20 protein-coding genes are annotated in these 21,916 nt (G+C 43.7%); 17 read left to right on the top strand and 3 right to left on the bottom strand.

From position 1 onward, the window contains the following. Positions 1–32: 32 nt before the first annotated feature. Together phnN and Q4492_RS15660 are read right to left on the bottom strand one after the other, a co-directional pair. Positions 33–608: a phosphonate metabolism protein/1,5-bisphosphokinase (PRPP-forming) PhnN gene (gene phnN, locus Q4492_RS12695; RefSeq protein WP_303418499.1), complete on the bottom strand. Its 576-nt coding sequence runs from the start codon at positions 606–608 to the stop codon at positions 33–35. Between the two features lie 97 nt (positions 609–705). Further along, the gene (locus tag Q4492_RS15660) at positions 706–933 is read right to left on the bottom strand and encodes a DUF1127 domain-containing protein (RefSeq protein ID WP_368389442.1); all 228 of its coding nucleotides are present in this window, start codon (positions 931–933) and stop codon (positions 706–708) included. A 110-nt stretch (positions 934–1,043) separates the two neighbouring features. Between Q4492_RS15660 and Q4492_RS12690 the strand changes: the two genes are divergently transcribed. The 3 genes from Q4492_RS12690 to Q4492_RS12680 all read left to right on the top strand — a co-directional run bounded on the left by Q4492_RS12690 (position 1,044) and on the right by Q4492_RS12680 (position 6,621). After that, complete coding sequence (locus tag Q4492_RS12690; RefSeq protein WP_303418496.1) at positions 1,044–1,976, top strand: LysR substrate-binding domain-containing protein; 933 nt, start codon at positions 1,044–1,046, stop codon at positions 1,974–1,976. A 266-nt stretch (positions 1,977–2,242) separates the two neighbouring features. Then, the gene (locus tag Q4492_RS12685; RefSeq protein ID WP_303418493.1) at positions 2,243–5,713 is read left to right on the top strand and encodes an ATP-binding protein; all 3,471 of its coding nucleotides are present in this window, start codon (positions 2,243–2,245) and stop codon (positions 5,711–5,713) included. Then, positions 5,710–6,621 carry a response regulator transcription factor gene (locus Q4492_RS12680; RefSeq protein WP_303418490.1) on the top strand — a complete coding sequence of 304 codons (912 nt, stop codon included), beginning with the start codon at positions 5,710–5,712 and terminating at the stop codon, positions 6,619–6,621. Before Q4492_RS12685 ends, Q4492_RS12680 begins: the two co-directional genes overlap by 4 nt. 157 nt (positions 6,622–6,778) lie before the next feature. Here Q4492_RS12680 and Q4492_RS12675 read toward each other — a convergent pair whose 3' ends face one another. After that, a complete protein-coding gene (locus Q4492_RS12675; protein ID WP_303418487.1) occupies positions 6,779–8,203 on the bottom strand; it encodes a DEAD/DEAH box helicase in 1,425 nt (474 codons plus the stop codon). A 501-nt stretch (positions 8,204–8,704) separates the two neighbouring features. Here Q4492_RS12675 and urtA point away from each other — a divergent pair. The 14 genes from urtA (at position 8,705) to Q4492_RS12605 (ending at position 21,859) form a co-directional block, all read left to right on the top strand. Continuing rightward, positions 8,705–9,985, top strand: a complete 1,281-nt coding sequence (urtA, locus tag Q4492_RS12670; protein WP_303418485.1) for an urea ABC transporter substrate-binding protein — start codon at positions 8,705–8,707, stop codon at positions 9,983–9,985. Between the two features lie 219 nt (positions 9,986–10,204). Beyond that, positions 10,205–11,887, top strand: coding sequence for an urea ABC transporter permease subunit UrtB (gene urtB / locus Q4492_RS12665; RefSeq protein WP_303418482.1), 1,683 nt, complete (start codon positions 10,205–10,207; stop codon positions 11,885–11,887). After that, a complete protein-coding gene (gene urtC, locus Q4492_RS12660; RefSeq protein WP_303418479.1) occupies positions 11,884–13,062 on the top strand; it encodes an urea ABC transporter permease subunit UrtC in 1,179 nt (392 codons plus the stop codon). Before urtB ends, urtC begins: the two co-directional genes overlap by 4 nt. After that, complete coding sequence (urtD, locus tag Q4492_RS12655; protein ID WP_303418476.1) at positions 13,059–13,892, top strand: urea ABC transporter ATP-binding protein UrtD; 834 nt, start codon at positions 13,059–13,061, stop codon at positions 13,890–13,892. Before urtC ends, urtD begins: the two co-directional genes overlap by 4 nt. Further along, on the top strand, positions 13,889–14,584 hold the full coding sequence (gene urtE / locus Q4492_RS12650; protein ID WP_303418474.1) for an urea ABC transporter ATP-binding subunit UrtE: 696 nt from the start codon (positions 13,889–13,891) through the stop codon (positions 14,582–14,584). The genes urtD and urtE overlap by 4 nt, the downstream gene beginning before the upstream one ends. A 30-nt stretch (positions 14,585–14,614) precedes the next feature. Then, positions 14,615–15,535 (top strand): urease accessory protein UreD, encoded by a 921-nt coding sequence (locus Q4492_RS12645; RefSeq protein WP_303418471.1) that lies wholly within the window; start codon positions 14,615–14,617, stop codon positions 15,533–15,535. Positions 15,536–15,611: 76 nt separating this feature from the next. Next, a complete protein-coding gene (locus tag Q4492_RS12640; protein WP_303418469.1) occupies positions 15,612–15,914 on the top strand; it encodes an urease subunit gamma in 303 nt (100 codons plus the stop codon). 28 nt (positions 15,915–15,942) lie between these two features. Beyond that, positions 15,943–17,994: an urease subunit alpha gene (ureC, locus tag Q4492_RS12635; protein ID WP_303418466.1), complete on the top strand. Its 2,052-nt coding sequence runs from the start codon at positions 15,943–15,945 to the stop codon at positions 17,992–17,994. A 44-nt stretch (positions 17,995–18,038) separates the two neighbouring features. Then, a complete protein-coding gene (locus tag Q4492_RS12630) occupies positions 18,039–18,482 on the top strand; it encodes an urease accessory protein UreE (protein ID WP_303418463.1) in 444 nt (147 codons plus the stop codon). A gap of 25 nt (positions 18,483–18,507) precedes the next feature. Next, a complete protein-coding gene (locus Q4492_RS12625) occupies positions 18,508–19,233 on the top strand; it encodes an urease accessory protein UreF (RefSeq protein WP_303418564.1) in 726 nt (241 codons plus the stop codon). A gap of 63 nt (positions 19,234–19,296) precedes the next feature. Further along, entirely contained in the window at positions 19,297–19,944 is a 648-nt protein-coding gene (gene ureG, locus Q4492_RS12620) for an urease accessory protein UreG (protein WP_303418461.1), read from the top strand. 40 nt (positions 19,945–19,984) lie between these two features. After that, positions 19,985–20,185 (top strand): hypothetical protein, encoded by a 201-nt coding sequence (locus Q4492_RS12615; RefSeq protein WP_067987828.1) that lies wholly within the window; start codon positions 19,985–19,987, stop codon positions 20,183–20,185. A 403-nt stretch (positions 20,186–20,588) separates the two neighbouring features. Further along, positions 20,589–21,449 (top strand): DUF6731 family protein, encoded by an 861-nt coding sequence (locus Q4492_RS12610; RefSeq protein ID WP_303418453.1) that lies wholly within the window; start codon positions 20,589–20,591, stop codon positions 21,447–21,449. Continuing rightward, positions 21,449–21,859, top strand: a complete 411-nt coding sequence (locus tag Q4492_RS12605; RefSeq protein WP_303418451.1) for a hypothetical protein — start codon at positions 21,449–21,451, stop codon at positions 21,857–21,859. The genes Q4492_RS12610 and Q4492_RS12605 overlap by 1 nt, the downstream gene beginning before the upstream one ends. Positions 21,860–21,916: the final 57 nt, after the last annotated feature.

Here is a 21,916-nt window from a genome sequence, read left to right as displayed (position 1 = left end):
CGCCCAGTTATAATACCTGCTCCTATAGGACGTTAAGTTTCGGCTAAAGAGAGATTAGATTCCGTAGTAATGATCTTCATTAATGCATCTATACCTGCTTCAAGGGAGTTGTTATTGTCAATATATCGCATTGAATCATCCTGTAGTAGGTGGAGAAGTGATGCATGCTGTTTTAGACGCTGATCTATTTCAGTCAGTGATTCTCGCCCTCGCTGAATAAGCCGTTTTTTTAATTGCTCCGTTTCTACAGTGACCATGATCGGTGTAATAGATTTGAAGTGCTCCTTAGCTTCGGCTAAATGGCCTCTAGAGCCGTTGATGATCACACGATGTCCTTGGGCGACCCATATCTCTACCTCCTTCCCTATGCCATATAGATGTCCATGGGAGGCCCAGTGCATGCAGAACATTTCATTATTTTTGCGTAACTCAAATTCTGATTCAGTTAAGTGAACATGGTTTTCGCCACCGGCACTAACGGCGCGTGTAATATAGCGGTGTGCAATAAATACATTATGGCTATGTTCCAATCGTTGGCGACAACCTTGGAGAAGAGAATCTTTTCCCGATCCTGATGCGCCCATGAGATAGTACAAATGTCCGCTCATTAGTATCCTTAATAACCGCTGATATTTACTCTATTTATACAGGATAAATAGACTATATTTTGCATTGGCTTATATTATTTCTAATTTGCGGCTCTCGTTATCTCCAGAATACTTTTTCAGATTCTAGTTTTGCTTGCTTAAGAGTGAGCCCTATATCTCTTAGTTGATCAGCATCTAGTCTGGCTAACTGCTTTCTGGATTGATAATTATGCTGCCACAGTTCTAATCGCTGTTTTATATTCTGTAGAACAGAATTTAAATTAAAACTTATCTGAAATTGCGATTCTAATTGGCTTTTTAAGTATGATCTAGATAAAAGTATCATGGTATCCCCCTGAAAATAGGTTTTGTTGTTGGATTTTCGTCTATTTTGAGGGTTTGGTTGCTATACTGACAAACGATATATTTTTAAATTCACTTAAGAAAAAATTAACTATGACTAGGTTGCCACCTTTAAAAGCACTCAGAGTATTTCAGTTCGCTGCAGAGAGTGGCAGCTTCAAATTAGCGGCAGAAAAGCTCAATGTAACGCAAGCGGCCATTAGTCAGCAGATAAAGCTGTTAGAAGATTTTTTTGGTGAGCCATTATTTTTACGCCTTAATCGAGAAGTTAGGGCAACCCCATCTGCTCATAGGCTATTACCTTATATTCAGCAAGCTTTTGCTTTAATTGAGGAGGGTAGTAAAACCTTGGAGCAGGACTCTTTTCCCCATCAATTGAAAATCACGTCCATTCCCTCGTTTGCTGCTCAGTGGTTAATTCCTAAATTAGGCGCCTTTCAGACACAGCATCCCGACTTGAGCTGTTTTGTTTCCACCTCTCTAGATTTACATGATTTTAGTGATGACTCTCAAGACCTTGCTATTCGGTTTGGTTCTGGAGGGTTTGTGGGATTAGAGGAGCGAATGATCGCTAATGATTATATCTTGCCACTTTGCCATCCCATGTTATTAGAACAGCTTAATAGGGGAGAGAGGACGATTGATGAGATGCCAATTCTTTTGGATAGCTCACAGGAATTAGAGACTTTAAATAATGCTTTTAAAGCTATGTTTGGCGGAACCAGTAAAGTCGCTTTACAAGTAAAAGATTCAAGCTTACTTATGAATGCAGCCCTTAATGGTCAAGGCGTTGCTCCAATTCGTTACAGTTTAGCATTTGAATTAATTCAGAGAGGGCAGTTGGTGTGCCCTGTTAATTTTTATTGGCATTCTGTTTTTAGTTATTACTTAGTTGCACCTGAATCTTATTTTCAGCGGCATAAAGTGAAAGTGTTTAGCCAATGGATTATTAACGAAGTATCGGTGATCGAAAGCACTTGGCAAGTCTATAAACAGAAAGCAGGGCTGCAATTACAAAGGCTTTAGCGTGTAATTGTTTACTGCTGGTTGATCTATAACTGGCATGAAGACTGCACTAATTAAATGCAAATTATAGAATTTCGTGCTCAATTTGATCGCGTTCTCGCTATATAAAGGGTCTGGCGTATATACAAGCAGCTATATAAGTAACTATGCAAGCAACTTAGGTTTGCTTGATCTTGATGATGTTATTTATTGAATGCATTGTTTTTGTGCGCAATTGCTCTTTAGTGGTGCGCTTTTCTGTGGGCATTTTCTAGTGGTGGGTGAGTATGAGTGCTTCGCAGCGTATTTTGAAAGAGCGGCGACATTACAATAAATGGGTAGCAAACCAAACATTAGAGGACTATGCACTGCGTTTTACTGCGGTGGGTGGTCGTCATATGAGCATTTCCAAGGTAGGGATGACTGCCCTTGGCGCTGCTTCGTTTTTGGCTCTCGAAGGTTTAGCGGCGGCGGTTACTCTCAGTTATGGCTTTACTAATACCATCACGGCCATGTTGGCTGTTTGTTTAGTTCTGTTTATTACCGGATTTCCTATAGCTTATTACTGCGCGAAACATGGTCTAGATATAGATCTACTTACCCGTGGTGCTGGCTTTGGTTATTTGGGGTCTACTATTACCTCGCTTATCTATGCCTCCTTTACCTTTATTTTCTTTGCCATTGAAGCCGCTATTCTCGCCTCTGCTTTAAATGTTTTGCTCGGGATTCCGTTATTTATTGGCTATGTTATCTGTGCGGTTGCTGTTATCCCTATTGTGACCCACGGTATTACTGCAATCAGTAAATTTCAGGTAGGCACTCAATATATATGGCTGCTCTTACAATGCTCAGCCTTGGCAGTAGTGTTGATCTACGAATACGATAGTTTAAAGGGCTGGACTGAATTTGTAGCGCCGCAAGCGCCGCAAGGGGATAGTTTTAACTTAGTGTTGTTTGGGTCTGCTGTATCTATTTTTATTGCCTTAGTTGCGCAAATAGGTGAACAAGCCGATTACTTACGTTTTATGCCACCTAAAACCCAAGAAAATCGAAAACAATGGTGGTTTTGGTTAGTGCTCTCTGGCCCCGGTTGGGTCTGGGTTGGGTTTATCAAAATGTTATTAGGCTCGTTTTTAGCTTATTTAGCCTTTACTCAGCTAATGCCATTTGAGCAAGCTACAGATCCTACCTATCTCTATCAGCAAGTGTTTCTAACATTAACGGAGTCACCTGTTATCTCGTTGATTCTCGCGGCGGTCATGGTGATTCTGTGTCAGATGAAGATTAATGTGACTAATGCATATGCAGGGTCTATAGCCTGGTCAAACTTCTTTTCCCGTTTAACCCATAGTCACCCAGGTCGAGTGGTGTGGTTGGTTTTTAATGTATCTATAGCTTTATTATTGATGGAGCTGGGTATATATCAAGCCTTAGAAGCGATTTTAGGTACCTTTGCTATCCTTGCGCTGGGCTGGTTGGGGTCACTATCAGCGGATCTGTTAATTAATAAACCTTTAGGTTTAAGCCCTGAAAATATTGAGTTTAAACGTGCCCACCTATATGACATTAACCCTGTAGGCATCGGCTCTATGCTGATTTCAACCATATTGGGTATGCTTGCCTACTTGGGCTTGCTAGGGGAGCTGGCTAAGCCTTTATGTCATTTTGTTACTTTGCTCTCCTGCTTTATCTGTGTGCCGTTGATCGCATGGCTGACCAAGGGACGTTATTACATCGCTAGAGAATCAAGCAATCTGAGCCATTTCTTGAGCAAAGAAAAGCGTATACATCCGGCAGCATTAACAACATTGACCTGCGGTATTTGTGAGAACAAATTTGAATTGGAGGATATGGCTTATTGCCCCGCTTATGAGCAGCCGATCTGCTCATTATGTTGCTCATTGGATGTGCGTTGTTTAGATGGCTGTAAGCCAAAAACAGGTTTTTCACAAAGTGTATTAAAAAATTTATACCGTTATCTTCCCCGTATGGCAGTACGCTCAATCTACTCTAGATTAGGGCGGTTTATCACTTGGGTATTTAGTGTGAACCTCGTTTTGGGCGGGTTGCTGTTGCTGATCTATATTCAGATGAAGCCTGCCAACGCAGCAGAAATTATGCTGCTTGAAAAAACCTTTATCTCTTTATTTATTACCTTGTTTATCGCTTCAGGCGTTGCTACATGGGTTTTTCTATTAGCCCATGAGAGTAGAGTCACAGCGCAAAAAGAATCTAATCGTCAAAGCTTAAAGCTAACCCGTGAGATCGATGCCCATGAGCAGACGGATAAAGAGCTACAGCAGGCTAAAGAACATGCTGAGCGAGCAAATGCTGCCAAAAGTCGTTATCTAACAGGTATCAGTCATGAACTTCGTACTCCTTTGCAATCAATTTTAGGTTACGCACAGTTACTGGGAGAGAAAGAAAGCATTGCAGATGAACATAAACGAGGCTTAAAGATTATTCATCGTAGTGGGCAGTATTTGACTGATTTAATTGAAGGTTTACTTGATATATCAAAGATAGAAGCAGGCCGATTAGATCTATACCGTAATCAAGTGAAACTACCTGAACTTATTGATCAATTGGCACAAATGTTTGGCGTACAAGCGGAACAAAAGCATCTAAAATTTACCTGTCGAATCAATAATCCTTTACCTGATGTTGTTATTACCGATGAAAAGCGGTTACGACAGATCTTAATTAACCTTCTCTCAAATGCGATTAAATACACGCCTCAAGGTAATATCGATTTTGAAATAAACTACCGCAACCAAGTAGCGGAATTCTGTATCCGTGATACGGGCCCTGGAATAGATGAAGACCATCTACAACGTATTTTTGATCCTTTTGAAAGGGTTCGCAATAGAGATACGGCAAGCCTTCCGGGTACAGGATTAGGGCTTACAATTGTAAAACTTCTAGCGGAGATTATGGGGGGAGATCTTCAGGTTGATAGTAAGCTTAATAAAGGGTCCGAATTTAGGGTTAGCTTATTATTACCTTGGGTTGATAGTGCGCATGAGGATGAGCCTAAATTGCGCAAAGCCATAGGCTATGAAGGTTTTCAAAGAACGATCTGTTTAGTGGATGATGATCCTGTGCTGCGAGGTTTATTATCAGATTTACTGGTTCCCTTAGGGTTTAATACTGTTGAAGCCCATGATGCTTACAGCTGTTTGCAGTTGGTTAAGCAGATGAGGCCTGATCTATTCTTGCTTGATATCTCAATGCCTGGAATGAGTGGTTTAGAGCTTGCCAGTCAGTTAAGAGGGGAAGGGTATAAACAGCCGATAATAATGCTCTCTGCCGATGCACAAGAATATAATCAACAAGCAGACTACCAAGCGGTTTATGATGACTATCTGGTCAAACCTGTTGGTAATCATCTCCTGCTTGATAAGCTTGCTCAGCACCTTGATTTGGATTGGGTGTACCGTACTGAATCTCTAGAAATTGTTGTTCCAAGTAGCTTGCAAGTTGATTTAGAAGCTAATGGAGGAGCTTCAACTGATAACTTGAAGAATCCGACCGGTTTAGCGGAAAGGCCGCCGGTTAAAAACCTTCCTAAACATAGTCTGTTGTTAGAGCTTAAAGCCTATGCTGAAATGGGTTATCAAAAAGGTGTTAATAATATATTACAGCAGATTGATGAAGAGGGCATTTTGAACGCTGAAGCATTTGGGCACCTACAAGGTTTATCTCAAGCATTTCAATTTGAAAAACTCGCACAACACATCGAGGCATATACGCTATGAATACCGCTCTAGGGAAAGAGATCGTGCTGGTGGTTGATGATTCACCTGACGCACTGAGCCTTATTAATGATGCTCTAGAGCACGCGGGTATGGATGTGTTGGTTGCTCTAGAGGGACGCCAAGCGCTGACGATCGCAAAAAGGATACGGCCTGATATTATCTTATTAGATGCGATTATGCCTAATATGGATGGTTTTGAAACCTGCTTAGCGCTTAAAGCTGACCCTTCACTAGCTTCAATCCCCGTGATTTTTATGACAGGTTTAACAGATACCTGTGATGTTGTTCGAGGGCTAGAGGCGGGAGGGGTTGATTACCTTACAAAACCTATTAATCCAAGTGAGTTATTGGCTCGTATGCGTGTCCATTTGGCTAATGCGCGTCAGGCGGTCAGTGTCGAATCAGCCCTTGATAGTAGTGGGCAGCACTTAGTTACTGTGGATCTGCAAGGTCTAATGTTATGGGGTACGCCACAAGCTCACGCTTTACTAGCCAAGGCGGGAATCGACTCACTGCGACAAGCTAAAGAGCTGACCCCACAAATACAGCGCTGGCTTGAGCAGCCTGAACTTGCTCAAAATCAAACATTAAAGGTGAAAAACCTTAGTTATCCTTTAGAGCTTAAACTTGTCGCTTATCAAAATAACGATCAAATATTGGTTAGGCTGATTGATGGAAATCGGCCTACAGGTTCAACACTTTTAAAAAGTAAGCTATCCATTACGGAACGGGAATCGGAAGTGCTGCATTGGATTGCTAATGGCAAAACGAACCGTGAGATTGCTGAGATTCTTGAGATGAGTCCTAGAACGGTGAATAAACATCTTGAGCAGATCTTCCCTAAATTAGGGGTAGAGAATAGAACCGCTGCGGCAGGTGTTGCGTTAAGGGTTTTAGCTACAGAGTAGAAATATTGAGAGGTAGCTGGTTGATCTGGCCTTCATCACACAACGGAATCTAAACTATTCAGGCCCTAAATAATAAAGCACTAGCCAAGTCTAACGCGATCTGGCTAAGTGCTTTATAGTAAACCTCAGATATAAACTAAGGCTTTTCTGGCGTTAATTAACGAGCAGACTGGGTTGCAGGTCTTTTTCTAACGCGTCGAGTAGGACGATTATTCGCTGGTGCACTCGTGTTTGCTGCACCTTGAGAGCTTCTGTTTGAGCTAGAATCGCTGCCTTTAGCGGTTCTTGGTTTCGATGTACTAGAACGATGGGTTTTGTTTTTACCTTGTGGTTTATGGCCGCGTGCATTATCTGCTGAACGCTGTCCATCTTTATGTCCACTGCCACCGCGTTTCTGGCTTGGCTTTCTTTTGCTTGGTTTCTTGCTTAGATCTGATTCAGGTAGCGGATGTACCGGAGAGAAACCATTCAGTTCTTTACGCTCAAGGATCTTACCAATCAAGTGTTCGACTGCGGCTAAGTGTTCAAACTCATCAGCGCAAACTAAAGATACCGCTTCACCTGACGCACCGGCACGGCCAGTACGACCGATGCGATGGACATAATCTTCAGGCACATTCGGTAGATCAAAGTTCACTACATGGGGTAGTTGATCAATATCTAAACCGCGGGCTGCAATATCTGTAGCTACTAAGACCTTAATTGCACCGCTTTTAAATTCAGATAAGGCTTTTGTGCGCGCGCCTTGGCTTTTATTGCCATGAATAGCTGCGGCGGTAATGTTAGCTGCATCTAACTGCTTAGCTAGGCGGTTTGCACCATGTTTAGTACGTGAGAAAACAAGCACTTGTTCCCAGCCATTAGCTGTAATCAGCTCAATAAGTGCGGGCGCTTTCTTGTTTTTATCAACGGGTGAAATCCACTGCGTTACCGTTGTCGCTGTAGAGTTGACCGGTGTTACTGATATCTCTACAGGATCATTAACTAATCCTTTTGCTAACTTTCGTATTTCTGCAGAAAAGGTTGCGGAAAAAAGAAGATTTTGGCGCTGCTTTGGTAGGACCGCTAAGATCTTTTTAATGTCATTAATGAAGCCCATATCTAGCATACGGTCGGCTTCATCAAGCACAAGAACTTCCAACTGAGAAAACTTAATAATGCGTTGGTTGTATAGATCAAGTAAACGCCCAGGGGTCGCAACAAGAATATCCACACCGCCGCGCAGTTTAGCGATCTGCGGGTTGATCTTTACGCCACCGAATACAACGGCAGAGCGTAATGGTAAATTCTTTGAATAATCACTTACGCTTTCAGCAACTTGCGCTGCCAGTTCGCGGGTTGGCGTTAATATTAACGCTCTAATCTGATTCCCTTGTGCTGGCGTGCCCGTACTTAAACGTTCTAAAAGAGGCAACGTAAAGCCTGCTGTTTTTCCTGTGCCGGTCTGTGCGGCAGCCATTAAATCTCTACCCTGAATGACGGCAGGAATGGCTGCTGCTTGAATAGGGGATGGGGTGTCGTATCCTTTAGCGGAAACGGCATCCAAAATTGGGCGTGAAAGGCCCAGGTCGGCAAAACTCATTTGTTGCTCTCTATATGGTATTTACAGAATTGCATTAAAACTTAATCGAACGCGCAGTTCGAAATAAGTGCTATCGCAGTGTTAATTCTATTTGTTTGTTATCTAGAATCGATGTGAAAGGAAGGATTCACTCTATCTAAAGCTCTCTGAAGGCCCCTGCATAAATGCTAGGAAGTGCTTGAAACACGGTGCCAACAGGTCTTTTAGAGTAATTAAAGCTTTAAGACTCGTTCGCTTTGATCTTCGGAACCGCACAATTATAGCACTGATCGGCGCTTAGGCGTAGCAAGGATTGATAAAACTTCAATTTAAGCTGCGAAAAAGCACGGCTGACGGCGTATTCTCATACTATATACGTCAAATGACGTATAGGTGTGCGTCAATCACCGCATACCTGTTTTGACCTCGATGGCATAGTCTTATTGCATCGCACAAAGAAGCCGTTTTATTGAAAGCGGTTTGACTAGTGCAGCTAATTTTATAATCAGGGGAAGGGCAGATATGAAACTTAAAAGTATTGCGGCAGGGGTTGCACTTTCATTAGGTGCTTCAGTGATCAGTATTAGCGCTATCGCGGCTGAAACGATCAAAGTAGGTGTATTACATTCGCTATCAGGCACTATGGCTATTAGTGAAACAACACTGAAAGACACTGTCCTAATGATGGTTGAAGAGCAAAACAAAAAGGGTGGTTTGTTAGGAAAACAGCTAGAAGCCGTTGTTGTTGACCCTGCCTCTAATTGGCCTCTATTTGCAGAAAAGACACGTGAACTACTAACAAAAGAAGAAGTAGATGTAATCTTCGGTTGCTGGACATCTGTATCACGTAAATCTGCACTACCTGTGTTAGAAGAGCTAAACGGATTGATGTTCTATCCTGTTCAGTATGAAGGTGAAGAGTCATCTAAAAATGTATTTTATACAGGTGCAGCGCCAAACCAGCAGGCGATTCCTGCGGTTGATTATTTAGCAAATGATCTTGGTGTTGAACGTTGGGTTCTAGCAGGTACCGACTATGTTTATCCACGTACAACCAATAAGATTCTTGAAGCTTACCTTAAAGCTAAAGGCGTAGCGGCTGAAGATATCATGATTAACTACACGCCTTTTGGTCATTCTGATTGGCAGTCAATTGTATCGGATATCAAAAAGTTTGGTGGTGAAGGTAAGAAAACAGCCGTGGTTTCTACGATCAACGGTGATGCAAACGTTCCTTTCTATAAAGAGCTAGGTAACCAAGGTATCTCTTCTGAAGATATTCCTGTCGTGGCTTTCTCCGTAGGTGAGGAAGAGCTTTCAGGTCTAGATACTACACCGCTTGTGGGCCATCTAGCTGCTTGGAACTATTTCCAGAGTGTTGAAAATGATGCGAACGCTGCATTTATTAAACAGTGGAAAGCATTTACAAGTGAAGAACGTGTAACTAACGACCCAATGGAAGCAACCTATATAGGTTTCAACATGTGGGCTAACGCGGTTACTAAAGCGGGCACAACAGATGTTGACGCAGTAGAGCAGGCGATGATCGGTCAGGAAACCCCTAACCTTACCGGTGGTATGGCTGTAATGAACAAAAACCACCACTTGAGCAAACCTGTTCTGATCGGTGAAATTCAGGATGATGGTCAGCTTGAAGTCGTTTGGGAAACTGATGGTGTTGTTGCCGGTGATGCATGGTCTGATTTCCTACCAGGTTCTAAAGATCTGATCTCTGATTGGACGAGCCCTATTAAGTGCGGTAACTACAACACCGTAACTAAAGAGTGTTCTGGTTCTAAATAAACGACCAGTAGTAAGTAGTGGAGGTATCTCGTTCATGAAAAGTGACGGATACCTCCACAAGTTTTACGAAGCCTGTTTGCCAAGTAAATATAAGCTTTAACTACGTTAATAAGTGGTTCTCTTTGATTAAGTGTAGCCACTTTCCATTCCTGATTCGCTGATACTACGATTACTTTTTACCCACAAATCGGACTCGGCGGTCTATACAGGAGAATTCACGTGAGACGTCTGTTTGCTACACTGTGCTGCTATGTTGCTGCGTCCCTAACATCGGTTTATGCAAATGAGCCAATAGAGGTCGATGCTGATCCCGCAACTGTCGCGGCAGTTTCCTCCCCCCCACTTTCAGCAACAACGGTAGAAACTGAAGAGCCAGTTTCTGTTGCTGGGCTTTTAACAAATTTAACAGAGGTCAAGCTAAGTAAAGCGCTGCCTGTACTTAAGCAACTAGAAACACTAGGCGGCTTAGATATGCTGCCGATGTTTAAAGGCATGCTAGAAGGTGATTTGTATTTTGTTAAAGCCAGTAAAGAGGTCGTTATCATCTCTACGGTTGATGGCGAATTAACGGCGCAAGGTGTTTTAAGCAAAAAGCAGTTGGCCGATGTAAGTAAGAGCCAGCTCAAAAAAATTCGTGTAAACAACAAGCTTCGTGGTTTTTTAAAGCAAGCTATAGCACGTTTACATATCTCTCATCCTGACGCCGATAAGCGCTTAGCTGCGGTGCAAGCCCTGTTAACACATCTGTCAGATGACACTATCGCTACCTTAACAGCCGCCCGTGTAAATGAAGCGGATGAAGATGTGCAGGCTATGATTGATTTGGCATTGGCTTTATATCAAGCGGACTCGAAAGATTCAGCCGAACGATTGATCGCCGTTAATATTATGGCCGATAGCCTCGAAAGTGATGCGAGAAATAAACTCGTAAAACTTGCTGAAAATGATACTGATACACAAGTTAAAGTAGCCGCAGCCAAAGCACTAAAACAGATTAATGAGAAGATAGAGTTTTATGGTTTTATTGATCAGCTCTTCTTTGGTTTAAGTTTAGGTTCGGTTCTTCTATTAGCTGCAATTGGTTTAGCCATTACCTTTGGGGTGATGGGTGTTATCAATATGGCCCATGGTGAGATGATCATGTTGGGTGCCTACACGACTTATGTTGTGCAGTTAATGATGCCAAATGCGATTGAATATTCACTATGGGTTGCGATACCCCTTGCGTTTGTTGTGTCTGGTTGTGTCGGTATTCTGATTGAACGTGGTGTTATTCGTCATTTACATGGTCGCCCATTGGAAACTTTACTTGCGACCTTTGGTATTAGCTTAATTTTACAGCAGCTAGTCCGTACTGTTTTTTCTCCCCTCAACCGTCAAGTGGCATCACCAGAGTGGATGAGTGGTTCATTAGAAATTAACCCTATTTTGAGCTTAACCTTGAACCGCTTATATATTTTGGCCTTTGCGCTTCTGGTTTTTGGTTTATTGCTGATTATCTTACGTAAAACCTCCTTAGGACTTAATGTACGGGCAGTGTCCCAGAACCGTGATATGGCAAAAGCCATGGGTATTCGTACCGATTGGGTCGATGCTATGACCTTTGGTTTAGGTTCAGGTATAGCCGGTATCGCCGGTGTTGCTTTAAGTCAGTTGACCAACGTAGGCCCTAACTTAGGCCAAGCTTATATTATCGATTCGTTTATGGTCGTTGTATTTGGCGGGGTGGGTAACTTGTGGGGCACCCTTGTCGCTGCGTTCTCGTTAGGGATAGCGAACAAGTTCTTAGAGCCGGTTACCGGTGCAGTGCTTGCGAGTATTTTTGTACTTATCTTTATTATTCTCTTTATCCAAAAACGTCCTAAGGGCTTATTCCCCCAGAAAGGGAGGGCTGCAGAATGAACCAGTTAATGCGTTTTAGCCGTTTACATGGTGACAGTAAAGTTGCGCCATTTGTCGCGATCTTAGTTATCTTAACGTTGTTAGCGTCTATGGGTAATCTATTGATGCCTGAAGACTCAGCGTTTTATGTCAGCACCTATACCATCACTTTATTAGGTAAATACCTATGTTATGCCATGTTGGCCTTAGCGGTTGATGTGATTTGGGGTTACTGCGGAATATTAAGTTTAGGCCATGGGGCATTCTTTGCTTTAGGTGGTTACGCTATGGGTATGTACCTTATGCGCCAGATCGGTGATCGCGGTGTTTATGGTAATCCAGAGCTGCCTGACTTTATGGTCTTCCTTAACTGGACTGAGCTGCCTTGGTTCTGGCAGGGGATGGATCAGTTCTGGTTTGCGATGCTGATGGTCTTGCTTGTCCCTGGTATTTTAGCCTTTGTCTTTGGTTGGTTAGCATTTCGTTCCCGTGTAACGGGTGTTTATCTATCCATTATGACCCAAGCGTTAACTTATGCGTTGTTGCTTGCCTTCTTCCGTAATGAGATGGGTTTTGGGGGTAATAATGGCTTAACCGACTTTAAAGATATTTTAGGCTTTGATCTGCAAGCAGATACAACCCGTGTCACGCTTTTCGCCATAACTGCGCTGCTCTTAGCTGTGATCTTAGTGGTGAGCCACAAAATTCTACAATCCCGTATGGGTAAAGTGATTGTTGCCATTCGTGATGGTGAGAGTCGAGCACGTTTTATTGGTTACCGTACCGAGCGTTTTAAAGTCTGGTTGTTTGTTTACTCTGCATTGATTGCGGGTATTGCCGGTGCGCTGTATGTACCTCAAGTGGGGATTATCAACCCCGGTGAGTTCTCACCACTTAACTCAATTGAGATGGTGATCTGGGTTGCTGTGGGTGGTCGTGGCACATTGATTGGTGCCATTGTTGGTGCGCTGCTTGTCAACTTTGCGAAAACTAAATTTACCGCCATTATGCCTGATGGTTGGTTGTTTGCTTTAGGTGCGCTGTTTGTCTTTGTCACCCTTTATCTACCTCAAGGATTAATGGGTCTATACCAAAAGATGGTCAACAAGCGCCGTTCTGGTGGTGGCGATAATGATGCTAGGCCAACAGATGATAAGGTGGATACCGCACCTGCAATTAAAGGGGGTGACGCATGAGTACATTAACTGATGTACGCGAAATAATGCGTAGAGACCAAGTGTGGTCATTTTTAAAAGATGAGCAAAAGCCGGTTGATGTTTCCCATGACGTTATTCTTTACGTTGAAGGGCTTAATCTGAGCTTTGATGGTTTTAAAGCACTAAATGATCTGAATCTCTATGTAAATGATGGCGAGTTACGCTGCCTAATTGGTGCCAACGGCGCGGGTAAAACAACCTTGATGGATGTGATTACCGGTAAGACAACACCCGATTCCGGCAGTGTTTATTTTGGCCAGAGCATTAACCTTTTACAGCATGATGAGGCCGATATTGCACAGTTGGGTATAGGACGTAAGTTCCAAAAACCAACCGTGTTTGAGGCCCATAGCGTATTTGATAACTTAGAGTTATCGCTCAAACAGCAAAAATCAGTTATCCCTATGTTATTTGCTCGATTAACACCAACGGAAATTGATCGTATTGATGAAGTACTCAATGTGATTGGTTTAAAAGAGCAATGCTTTATGCAAGCAGGGGCTTTATCGCACGGCCAGAAGCAATGGTTAGAGATCGGTATGTTACTGGTTGCTGAGCCTCGATTGTTATTAATTGATGAACCTGTAGCAGGTATGACAGCCCAAGAGACAGAACGGACCGCCGAGTTACTTACCTCATTAGCCGGCGAGCGTACCGTGATTGTGGTAGAGCATGATATGGAATTTGTGCGCAGTATCGCCCGTACTGTTACTGTGCTGCATCAAGGCTCTGTACTAGCAGAAGGTACGATGGATCAAGTTCAAAATAACCCTGATGTTATTGAAGTTTATCTGGGAGAAGCACCATGATAGAGATCTCAAAAGTTAATCAACGTTATGGTGGAACTCAAATCCTTTGGGATTTGGATTTGGATATTAAACCAGGCTCGTGTACCTGTATTATGGGACGTAATGGGGTGGGTAAAACGACGCTGTTAAAATGCCTTATGGGTTTGCTACCGGTCGAGAGTGGTGAAATTCTACTTGAAGGTGAGCCTCTGCATACAAAACCCGCTCAGTTTAGAGCGCCGGCAGGTATAGGTTATGTGCCTCAAGGTCGAGATATTTTCCCAACCTTAACAGTGGAAGAGAATCTTAGAATTGGCTTACCTATACGTAAAGATAAAGCGAAACAGATACCGGAGAAGATCTTTGAACTCTTTCCTGTATTAAAGGAGATGCTTCATCGCCGCGGTGGTGATCTATCAGGGGGCCAGCAACAGCAGTTGGCGATAGGCCGTGCCTTAGTGATTGAACCTAAAGTGTTGATCTTGGATGAACCTAATGAAGGTATTCAGCCTAATATTGTGCAACAGATAGGTGATGTTATCCTCAAACTTAATCAGGAGGAGGGACTAACCGTTATCTTAGTCGAGCAAAAGTTAGGATTTGCGCGTAGGGTAGGCAAAGAGTTTCGCTTAATGGAAAAAGGCCGTGTGGTTGCCAGTGATCAGATGGCTAATCTAAGTGAGGAACTGATAAAACAGTACCTTGCTGTATAAGCATTAGCCTGGAATTAGGTTCGAATATAGATGAATAATTGGGTAAACCCTATAACAGAACGATTGCCTAACACAGGTAAAGAGTCAAAGTGGGAAGCCGAACTTAGCCTTGGGTTAAGCAAAACCACCCGCGGGTCAGTTCTTAAAACCTGTGCTCATAAAGGCCCACTTTATGTGCAGAAGGCGTTTTATCCAGAAGGTAGAGATCTTGCTCATCTTTACCTTCTTCATCCGCCCGGCGGTATGGTGTCGGGTGATGATCTACGTATCAATGTAGATATGTCACCTAATGCCCATGGGCTTATCACTACTCCCGGTGCGGGGCGGGTTTATAAAGCCCGTGCTGATAAAACACTGCAAACTCAGCATATTCAATTGCGTTTAGCATCCGGCAGTAGCTTAGAATGGTTACCTTTAGAAAATATCATCTACCCCGGCGCACATACTCAGTTGCATACAGATATTCATCTTGCTGAAAATAGTCGCTTTATTGGTTGGGAGATTAGCTGTTTTGGTCTAAAAGCCAGCCAGCAACCCTTTAACCATGGCCAATTAGCACAGCGTTTGCAGATCTTCCAAGCGGGACGTTTAAAAGTACGCGAAGCCTTATCACTTAATCCAGAACAGCATCATTTTATGCATAGCCGTGCAGGTTTAGCGAACCGATCGGTAAATGCCTTGCTCATTGCTGGCCCGTTTTCAGGTGAGAATAAAGTTGATGAGCTACTTAGCGCTTTGCAGACGCAATGTACTGAATTAACAAAGGTAAAAGCAGCGAATAACCCGCCGCCTGCACTGGCTGCGGTTAGCTTGAACGGCGAATTTATGCAGATAAGGTATTTAGGTGATTGCTCGGAACAGGCTCGCTTATTGTTTACTCGTTGCTGGCGTTTATTACGACCTGCGTTGATCGAACGGGAGGCGTGCGAACCAAGAATTTGGGCAACCTAAAAGCCCGCTATAAAATATAACAATGAATTGTAATGAAGCATCCAAATTTAATTACACCTGGCCAAAGAGGTGAGTAATGGAACTGTTACCAAGAGAGAAAGATAAGTTGCTGGTGTTTACGGCAGCATTACTGGCAGAGCGACGTCTTAACCGTGGCTTGAAACTGAACTACCCCGAAGCGATGGCCTATATCAGTATGGAAATAATAGAGGGCGCACGTGATGGAAAAACAGTGGCTGAATTGATGGGCTACGGTAAAAGCCTTTTAACAGCTGAGCAGGTGATGGACGGGGTACCGGAATTGATCCACGAAGTACAAGTGGAAGCGACATTTCCCGATGGCACTAAATTAGTCACCGTTCATAACCCAATTAACTAAATGTTGATGGCGCGAAGAGGATAGAACCATGATTCCAGGCGAGATTCAGGCAGCAGAGGGAAGCATAGCGCTTAATGCTGGCCGTAAAACGCAAACCATCCGAGTTGAAAACAGTGGCGACCGTCCAGTACAGGTAGGCTCTCACTATCACTTTTTTGAGGTTAACCCCGCATTAGAATTTGATCGTGAAGCGACGAAAGGTTATCGCCTGAACATAGCGTCGGGTACGGCGGTAAGGTTTGAGCCGGGCCAAGGCCGTGAAGTTGAATTGGTTGAGTATGCGGGCAGTAAAACGATCTATGGATTCCGCGGCGATGTAATGGGAACGCTTGAGCTCGAAGGGTCATCTTCAGGCGCCTCATTAAAAACCTCATCAAAAACAATGGATCGCACTAGTTATGCGCAGATGTTTGGTCCAACAACCGGGGATAAGGTTCGTTTAGGTAATACAGATCTCTGGATTCAGGTTGAGAAAGACTTCACCACCTATGGCGACGAAGTAAAGTTTGGTGGTGGTAAAGTGATTCGTGATGGCATGGGACAAAGCCAGCTTACCAACGATATCGCCATGGATCTGGTTATTACCAATGCACTCATACTTGATCATTGGGGTGTAGTTAAAGCGGATGTGGGCATTAAAGAGGGGCGTATTGCCAAAGTAGGTAAAGCGGGGAACCCGGATATACAAGATAATGTGGATATAGTGATCGGCCCCGGAACCGAAATTATCGCAGGGGAGGGCTCTATCCTTACTGCGGGTGGTATCGATGCGCATATTCACTTTATCTGCCCTCAGCAGATTGATGAAGCCTTGATGTCGGGTGTAACCACGATGATTGGCGGTGGTACAGGGCCAGCAACCGGCACTAATGCAACAACCTGTACACCCGGTCCGTGGAATATTGGAAAAATGCTACAAGCAACCGACAATATGCCGATGAACTTAGGCTTTTTAGGTAAAGGGAATGCAAGTTTACCTGAGGCGTTAGAAGAGCAACTTGAGGCCGGTGTTTGTGGTTTAAAACTACATGAAGACTGGGGAACGACCCCAGCGTCAATAGATAACTGTTTAACCGTTGCTGATAAGTACGATGTACAAGTGGCTATTCATACCGATACGCTGAATGAATCGGGGTTTGTTGATGACACTATAGGTGCGTTTAAAGGCCGTGTTATCCATACCTACCACACAGAAGGAGCGGGCGGTGGCCATGCGCCTGATATTATTCGGGCCTGCTCCTATCCTAATGTAATGCCATCATCCACTAACCCTACACGTCCGTTTACGGTAAATACGGTGGATGAGCATTTGGATATGTTGATGGTTTGTCATCATCTAGATAGCAATATCCCTGAAGATGTGGCCTTTGCCGATTCCCGTATTCGTAAAGAAACCATAGCCGCCGAAGATATCTTCCACGATCGAGGTGCCTTCAGCATGATCTCCTCCGACTCCCAAGCGATGGGACGTGTTGGTGAAGTGATCACCCGTACTTGGCAAACAGCCCATAAAATGAAAACGCAGTTTGGCTTATTGGCAGAAGATTTAGCCGGAGGTACTGACAATTTTAGAGCCAAACGTTATATCGCTAAATACACGATTAACCCGGCTATTACCCACGGTATTTCGCATGAAGTCGGTTCTATCGAACCGGGCAAGTTGGCGGATTTAGTGTTGTGGAAACCGGCGTTCTTTGGTGTAAAACCCTCCATGATTATTAAAGGCGGTATGATTGCCGCCGCGCCGATGGGGGATCCAAATGCTTCAATTCCGACTCCACAACCTGTGCACTATCGTCCTATGTTTGGTTCTTGTGGTTCAGCACCCGCTAAAACCAGCGTAACTTTCGTCAGTCAGGCCGCTTTAGATAATAATATTGCCGAGAGCTTAGGCTTGCAGCGTCGTTTATCTGCCTGCGCGAACACACGAAATATCAGCAAATCCGATATGGTACTCAATGACTGGATGCCTGATATTACGGTTGACCCACAAACCTATGAAGTCCGCGCAGATGGTGAAATGCTTACCTGTGAACCGGCAGAAGAGCTGCCTTTAGCGCAGCTATATACCCTGTTTTAAGGTTGTTTTATAAGCGCGAGATTTAATAAAGAGTGAGACGTTAGATGTTAGAAGTTTATGAACGTTTAGGCACACACTGCCATCATCAAGCGGATAGCCGTGTAGTGCTAACCCACGAGCAGCGTGATCGAGGCCGCCTTAAATTGATCAGTGATCAAGGTGAAGAGGTGCGTGTTTTTCTTGAGCGCGGCAAACCTTTGCTGGTGGGCGAATATCTAAAAACCACCTGCGGACGTTATATCAAAGTGGCGGGCGCTGTTGAATCGGTTGCCTTAGCATCGAGTGATGATTGGCACCAATTTTCCCGTGCTTGTTACCACTTAGGGAACCGTCATACAAAAATAGAGGTGGGTGAGCGCTGGTTAAGAATTAAGCCTGATCATGTGCTAGAGGAGATGCTAGTACAGTTAGGTTTAGTTGTTACGCATGAAGAAGCGATCTTTGTTCCTGAATCTGGAGCTTATAGTCATGGTCACTCCCATCACTAAGGCGACGATGCTGCAGCCAGAAACTATGACGCCAACGACTAAGTCTGTTGAGGACGCAGAAGCCATTTTAACTAATGATCGTGCCCTGTTCCGTTTAATGCAGCTTAGTAGTGCGAGTTTACCCGTGGGGGGATACTCCTTTTCTCAAGGTTTGGAGTACGCCATTGATTGCGGTTGGCTTGGTAAACAGGTGGATGTTCATGAATGGTTGGAGATGCAGTTATTGCACGCGGTCGCCCAAGTAGATCTCCCAGCACTTAGATTATTGATGGATGCAGCAAACCGCAAAGATTGGAACGAGATTAAACGCTTAAATGATCTGGTGTTAGCTTGCCGCGAAAGCAAAGAACTTAGGCTAACCGATACCGCAATGGGCGAAGCCTTAGTTCGCTTACTCAATAGCTTAAATATAGAGCAGCCTTTTGCCCATGGCCGAGGCAGCATTCCTGAAGAGGTTAGCTTTATAACGCTATTTGCTATCGCAGCTGCCCATTGGAAGATCAACTACGCCAGTGCAGCCTTAGGTTTTGCATGGTCTTGGTTAGAAAACCAAGTGGCAGCGGCCACTAAGCTAGTTCCGCTAGGGCAGACCCAAGCTCAGATCTTATTAGGTGATCTGCAACCTATACTAAGCCGCGCCTTAAAAATAGCTGCACCAATAGAAGAAGAACAGATCGGCGCTGGCTTACCCGCATTAGCTATCGCGAGTGCCTTACATGAACAACAATATTCACGGTTATTTCGTTCTTAATATTTATACAAACAGAAAATAACTACGGAATAACGACAGAATGACAACAGAGGTAAACAATAGATGAGTAAACCAAAGCAAACACTACGAGTTGGCGTAGGTGGCCCCGTCGGATCAGGTAAGACGGCACTGTTGAGATCACTCTGTGCCGCTATGAAAGATCATTATGATATAGCGGTCGTCACTAATGATATTTACACCCAAGAAGATGCTAAGTTTCTAACTGAACACGAAGCACTAAGTGCGGACAGAATTATCGGTGTAGAAACGGGCGGATGCCCCCATACTGCTATACGTGAAGATGCCTCAATGAACCTCGCCGCAATCGACCAACTAATCGAACGTCATGGGGATCTAGATGTCGTCTTTGTCGAAAGCGGTGGCGATAACCTAAGCGCGACTTTTAGTCCTGAACTGTCGGACCTTACTATCTATGTGATTGATGTATCAGCAGGTGATAAAATCCCACGCAAAGGTGGGCCGGGTATTACTAAATCGGATCTACTCATTATCAATAAAATCGACTTAGCTCCTCTTGTTGGTGCATCTCTTGAAGTGATGGATACCGATGCAAAGCGAATGCGTGGTGAACGTCCATTTGTATTTGCTAATCTAAAACAAGCGAAAGGTTTAGATGATATTATCCAATTTATTATTAGCGAAGGCATGCTAACGGCTAAAACCTTACCACCTGCCGTTGCTGTTGTTTAAATAAACCGCCAAAAAATTTAAAGAAAGAAAGGATTAAAAAATGAAAAAAATAGCGATTAGTACATTGACTGGCGCCGCTGCATTAACGACATCACTACCTGCACTGGCGCATTCAGAACACGCCAGCATTATGAGCGGTATTGTTCATTTTATGACAGAGCCGGATCACCTAGCGATCTCTGGTTTAGTGTCTCTAGCCTTAATCTTTATCGTTCGTCGAATGGGCAAGAAAAAGGTCTAAAGGCATCCTAGCCAACGAGTAAAAGAGGTGCCAACCTTTAATAGGGCTTCGGCCAAAGGTTGGCCTCCTACAGAAATACGCTGATGTAGGAGCTCACCCCGTGAGCGAAAGGAACTTGTATTGTCACCATGCTTAGGTTAAAAATAGTTATAAATCAGAGAGATGGATGTCTGGCATGGATAGATATACGGAGCTGCTTTTAATAGTAGTAAGGTATATCAATTACTAATACGCATGCTTGTTTTGTCACGGAAGAGTACGATTTGATTCTTTAGTTTCTCCTTCCTTTTCAAATAATTACATCTATTTTTAATTAATAGCTATGTGGGTAGATACACGGACCCCCGTATATACAAATGTTAAGCAATACCAAGATTAAAGTTCAGTAGTACAAGGAATAGATGTGAAAGTACATGCGTTTAAAGTAGAGAGAACAGATGAAAGTTCACCGCTTGAAGATGTTTTCTCTCTTATTGAAAGGGAGCGAAACCTACGTGAGCGAATTAGAATTATCAATCAGGCAGAACTTCGGGCGGAAACAGTGGAGTTGCGCGATGATGTATGGCTAATCGACTTTGTAAGAATCAGGACTGATCATGGCCCAGGCCGAGTCAGCCGTGATGCAGAAGTGGAGGGGTTTGATTTTGATGATGAAGAGGGATTTGGTGAAGAAACGGCTGCTCTCTATGATCCTGCGTCAGGATACATATTGGTTCAGTATAATCACTTTGGTGTCCGCGCAGGGGTAATCGCTGATTACCTGAGTGCATTTGATGGCACAAGTAATAACCTGTACACGTTTAAACCAAAGTATGATGAAGATGTTGAGCGCAGATTACTAAACCAAGGCATCACACGAAAAGTCGCTTTTACATTAGATGTAAGCAAAATGTCTGCCCAAGATCGCCAGCGTGGACAAGCCTTATCTGAAGCCATCAGTTATGGTCGAGAGGCCGGTGCTGATAAGATCAAGGTTGAAATCTCTGTTAGTGGTGAGCGTCAACGCGGTTTGGCAGATAAAGCCAAAGAAGGGATTGCTTCGCTCCAGAACATTTTGGGCCAGAATCCCGACGCAGTAACTAAATTGGAGGTTGCTGGCAGAGAGGAAAGAGACTCGGTCACTGAGGTACTTGATTTGATCGGCCATCGCTTATCTTCCGAATTTAACGATTTGCGGGTTGGTGCTGACTTAAGATACCCTCGTGAAGAACGGTGGCGGGCATTATTGCGAGCCAAGAACGGATGGAGCCGGATTCTAAGATAATGAAGCTTCTTTTTGAGAAAACCTATCCATACTTATTTGGCATTATTGCCTGCGTATTGTGGTGGCAAAGCAAATCTCAATTCCCAACTAGCGATGCTATTATCTCTTCAACTTTAAGTGTGTCAGGTATTTTCGTAGGCTTTCTCGCCACAAGTAAAGCTATCTTAATCAGCATGAACTCCCCGTTGATTAATGATCTAAAAGACAGCGGCTATATTAATGAGCTTGTTTCCTATATAGGCCAAGCTATTTGGTTAAACCTTGCCTTCTGCACTTTGGATGTAATCGGGTATTTCTCACAGCAATCAGCTAGTTGGTATTCAATTCTTTGGGTGGGTCTTTCTGTAGCCTCTCTGTCTGCTTTTATCAGAGTTACTCATATCATGCTGCAAATATTTAAACATAGCTAATGCTTAACAAAGCCAGCCAGAGGGACCAAAAAACCGCCGCTTCGCTCTGGTTTTTCG

Origin of the sequence: Neptuniibacter sp. 1_MG-2023 (assembly GCF_030547185.1) — a bacterium.
In the GTDB taxonomy this organism is placed as follows: Bacteria; Pseudomonadota; Gammaproteobacteria; order Pseudomonadales; family Balneatricaceae; genus Neptuniibacter.
Note: the sequence above shows the minus strand (reverse complement) of the source record. Positions and strands in the feature narration are given on the sequence as shown.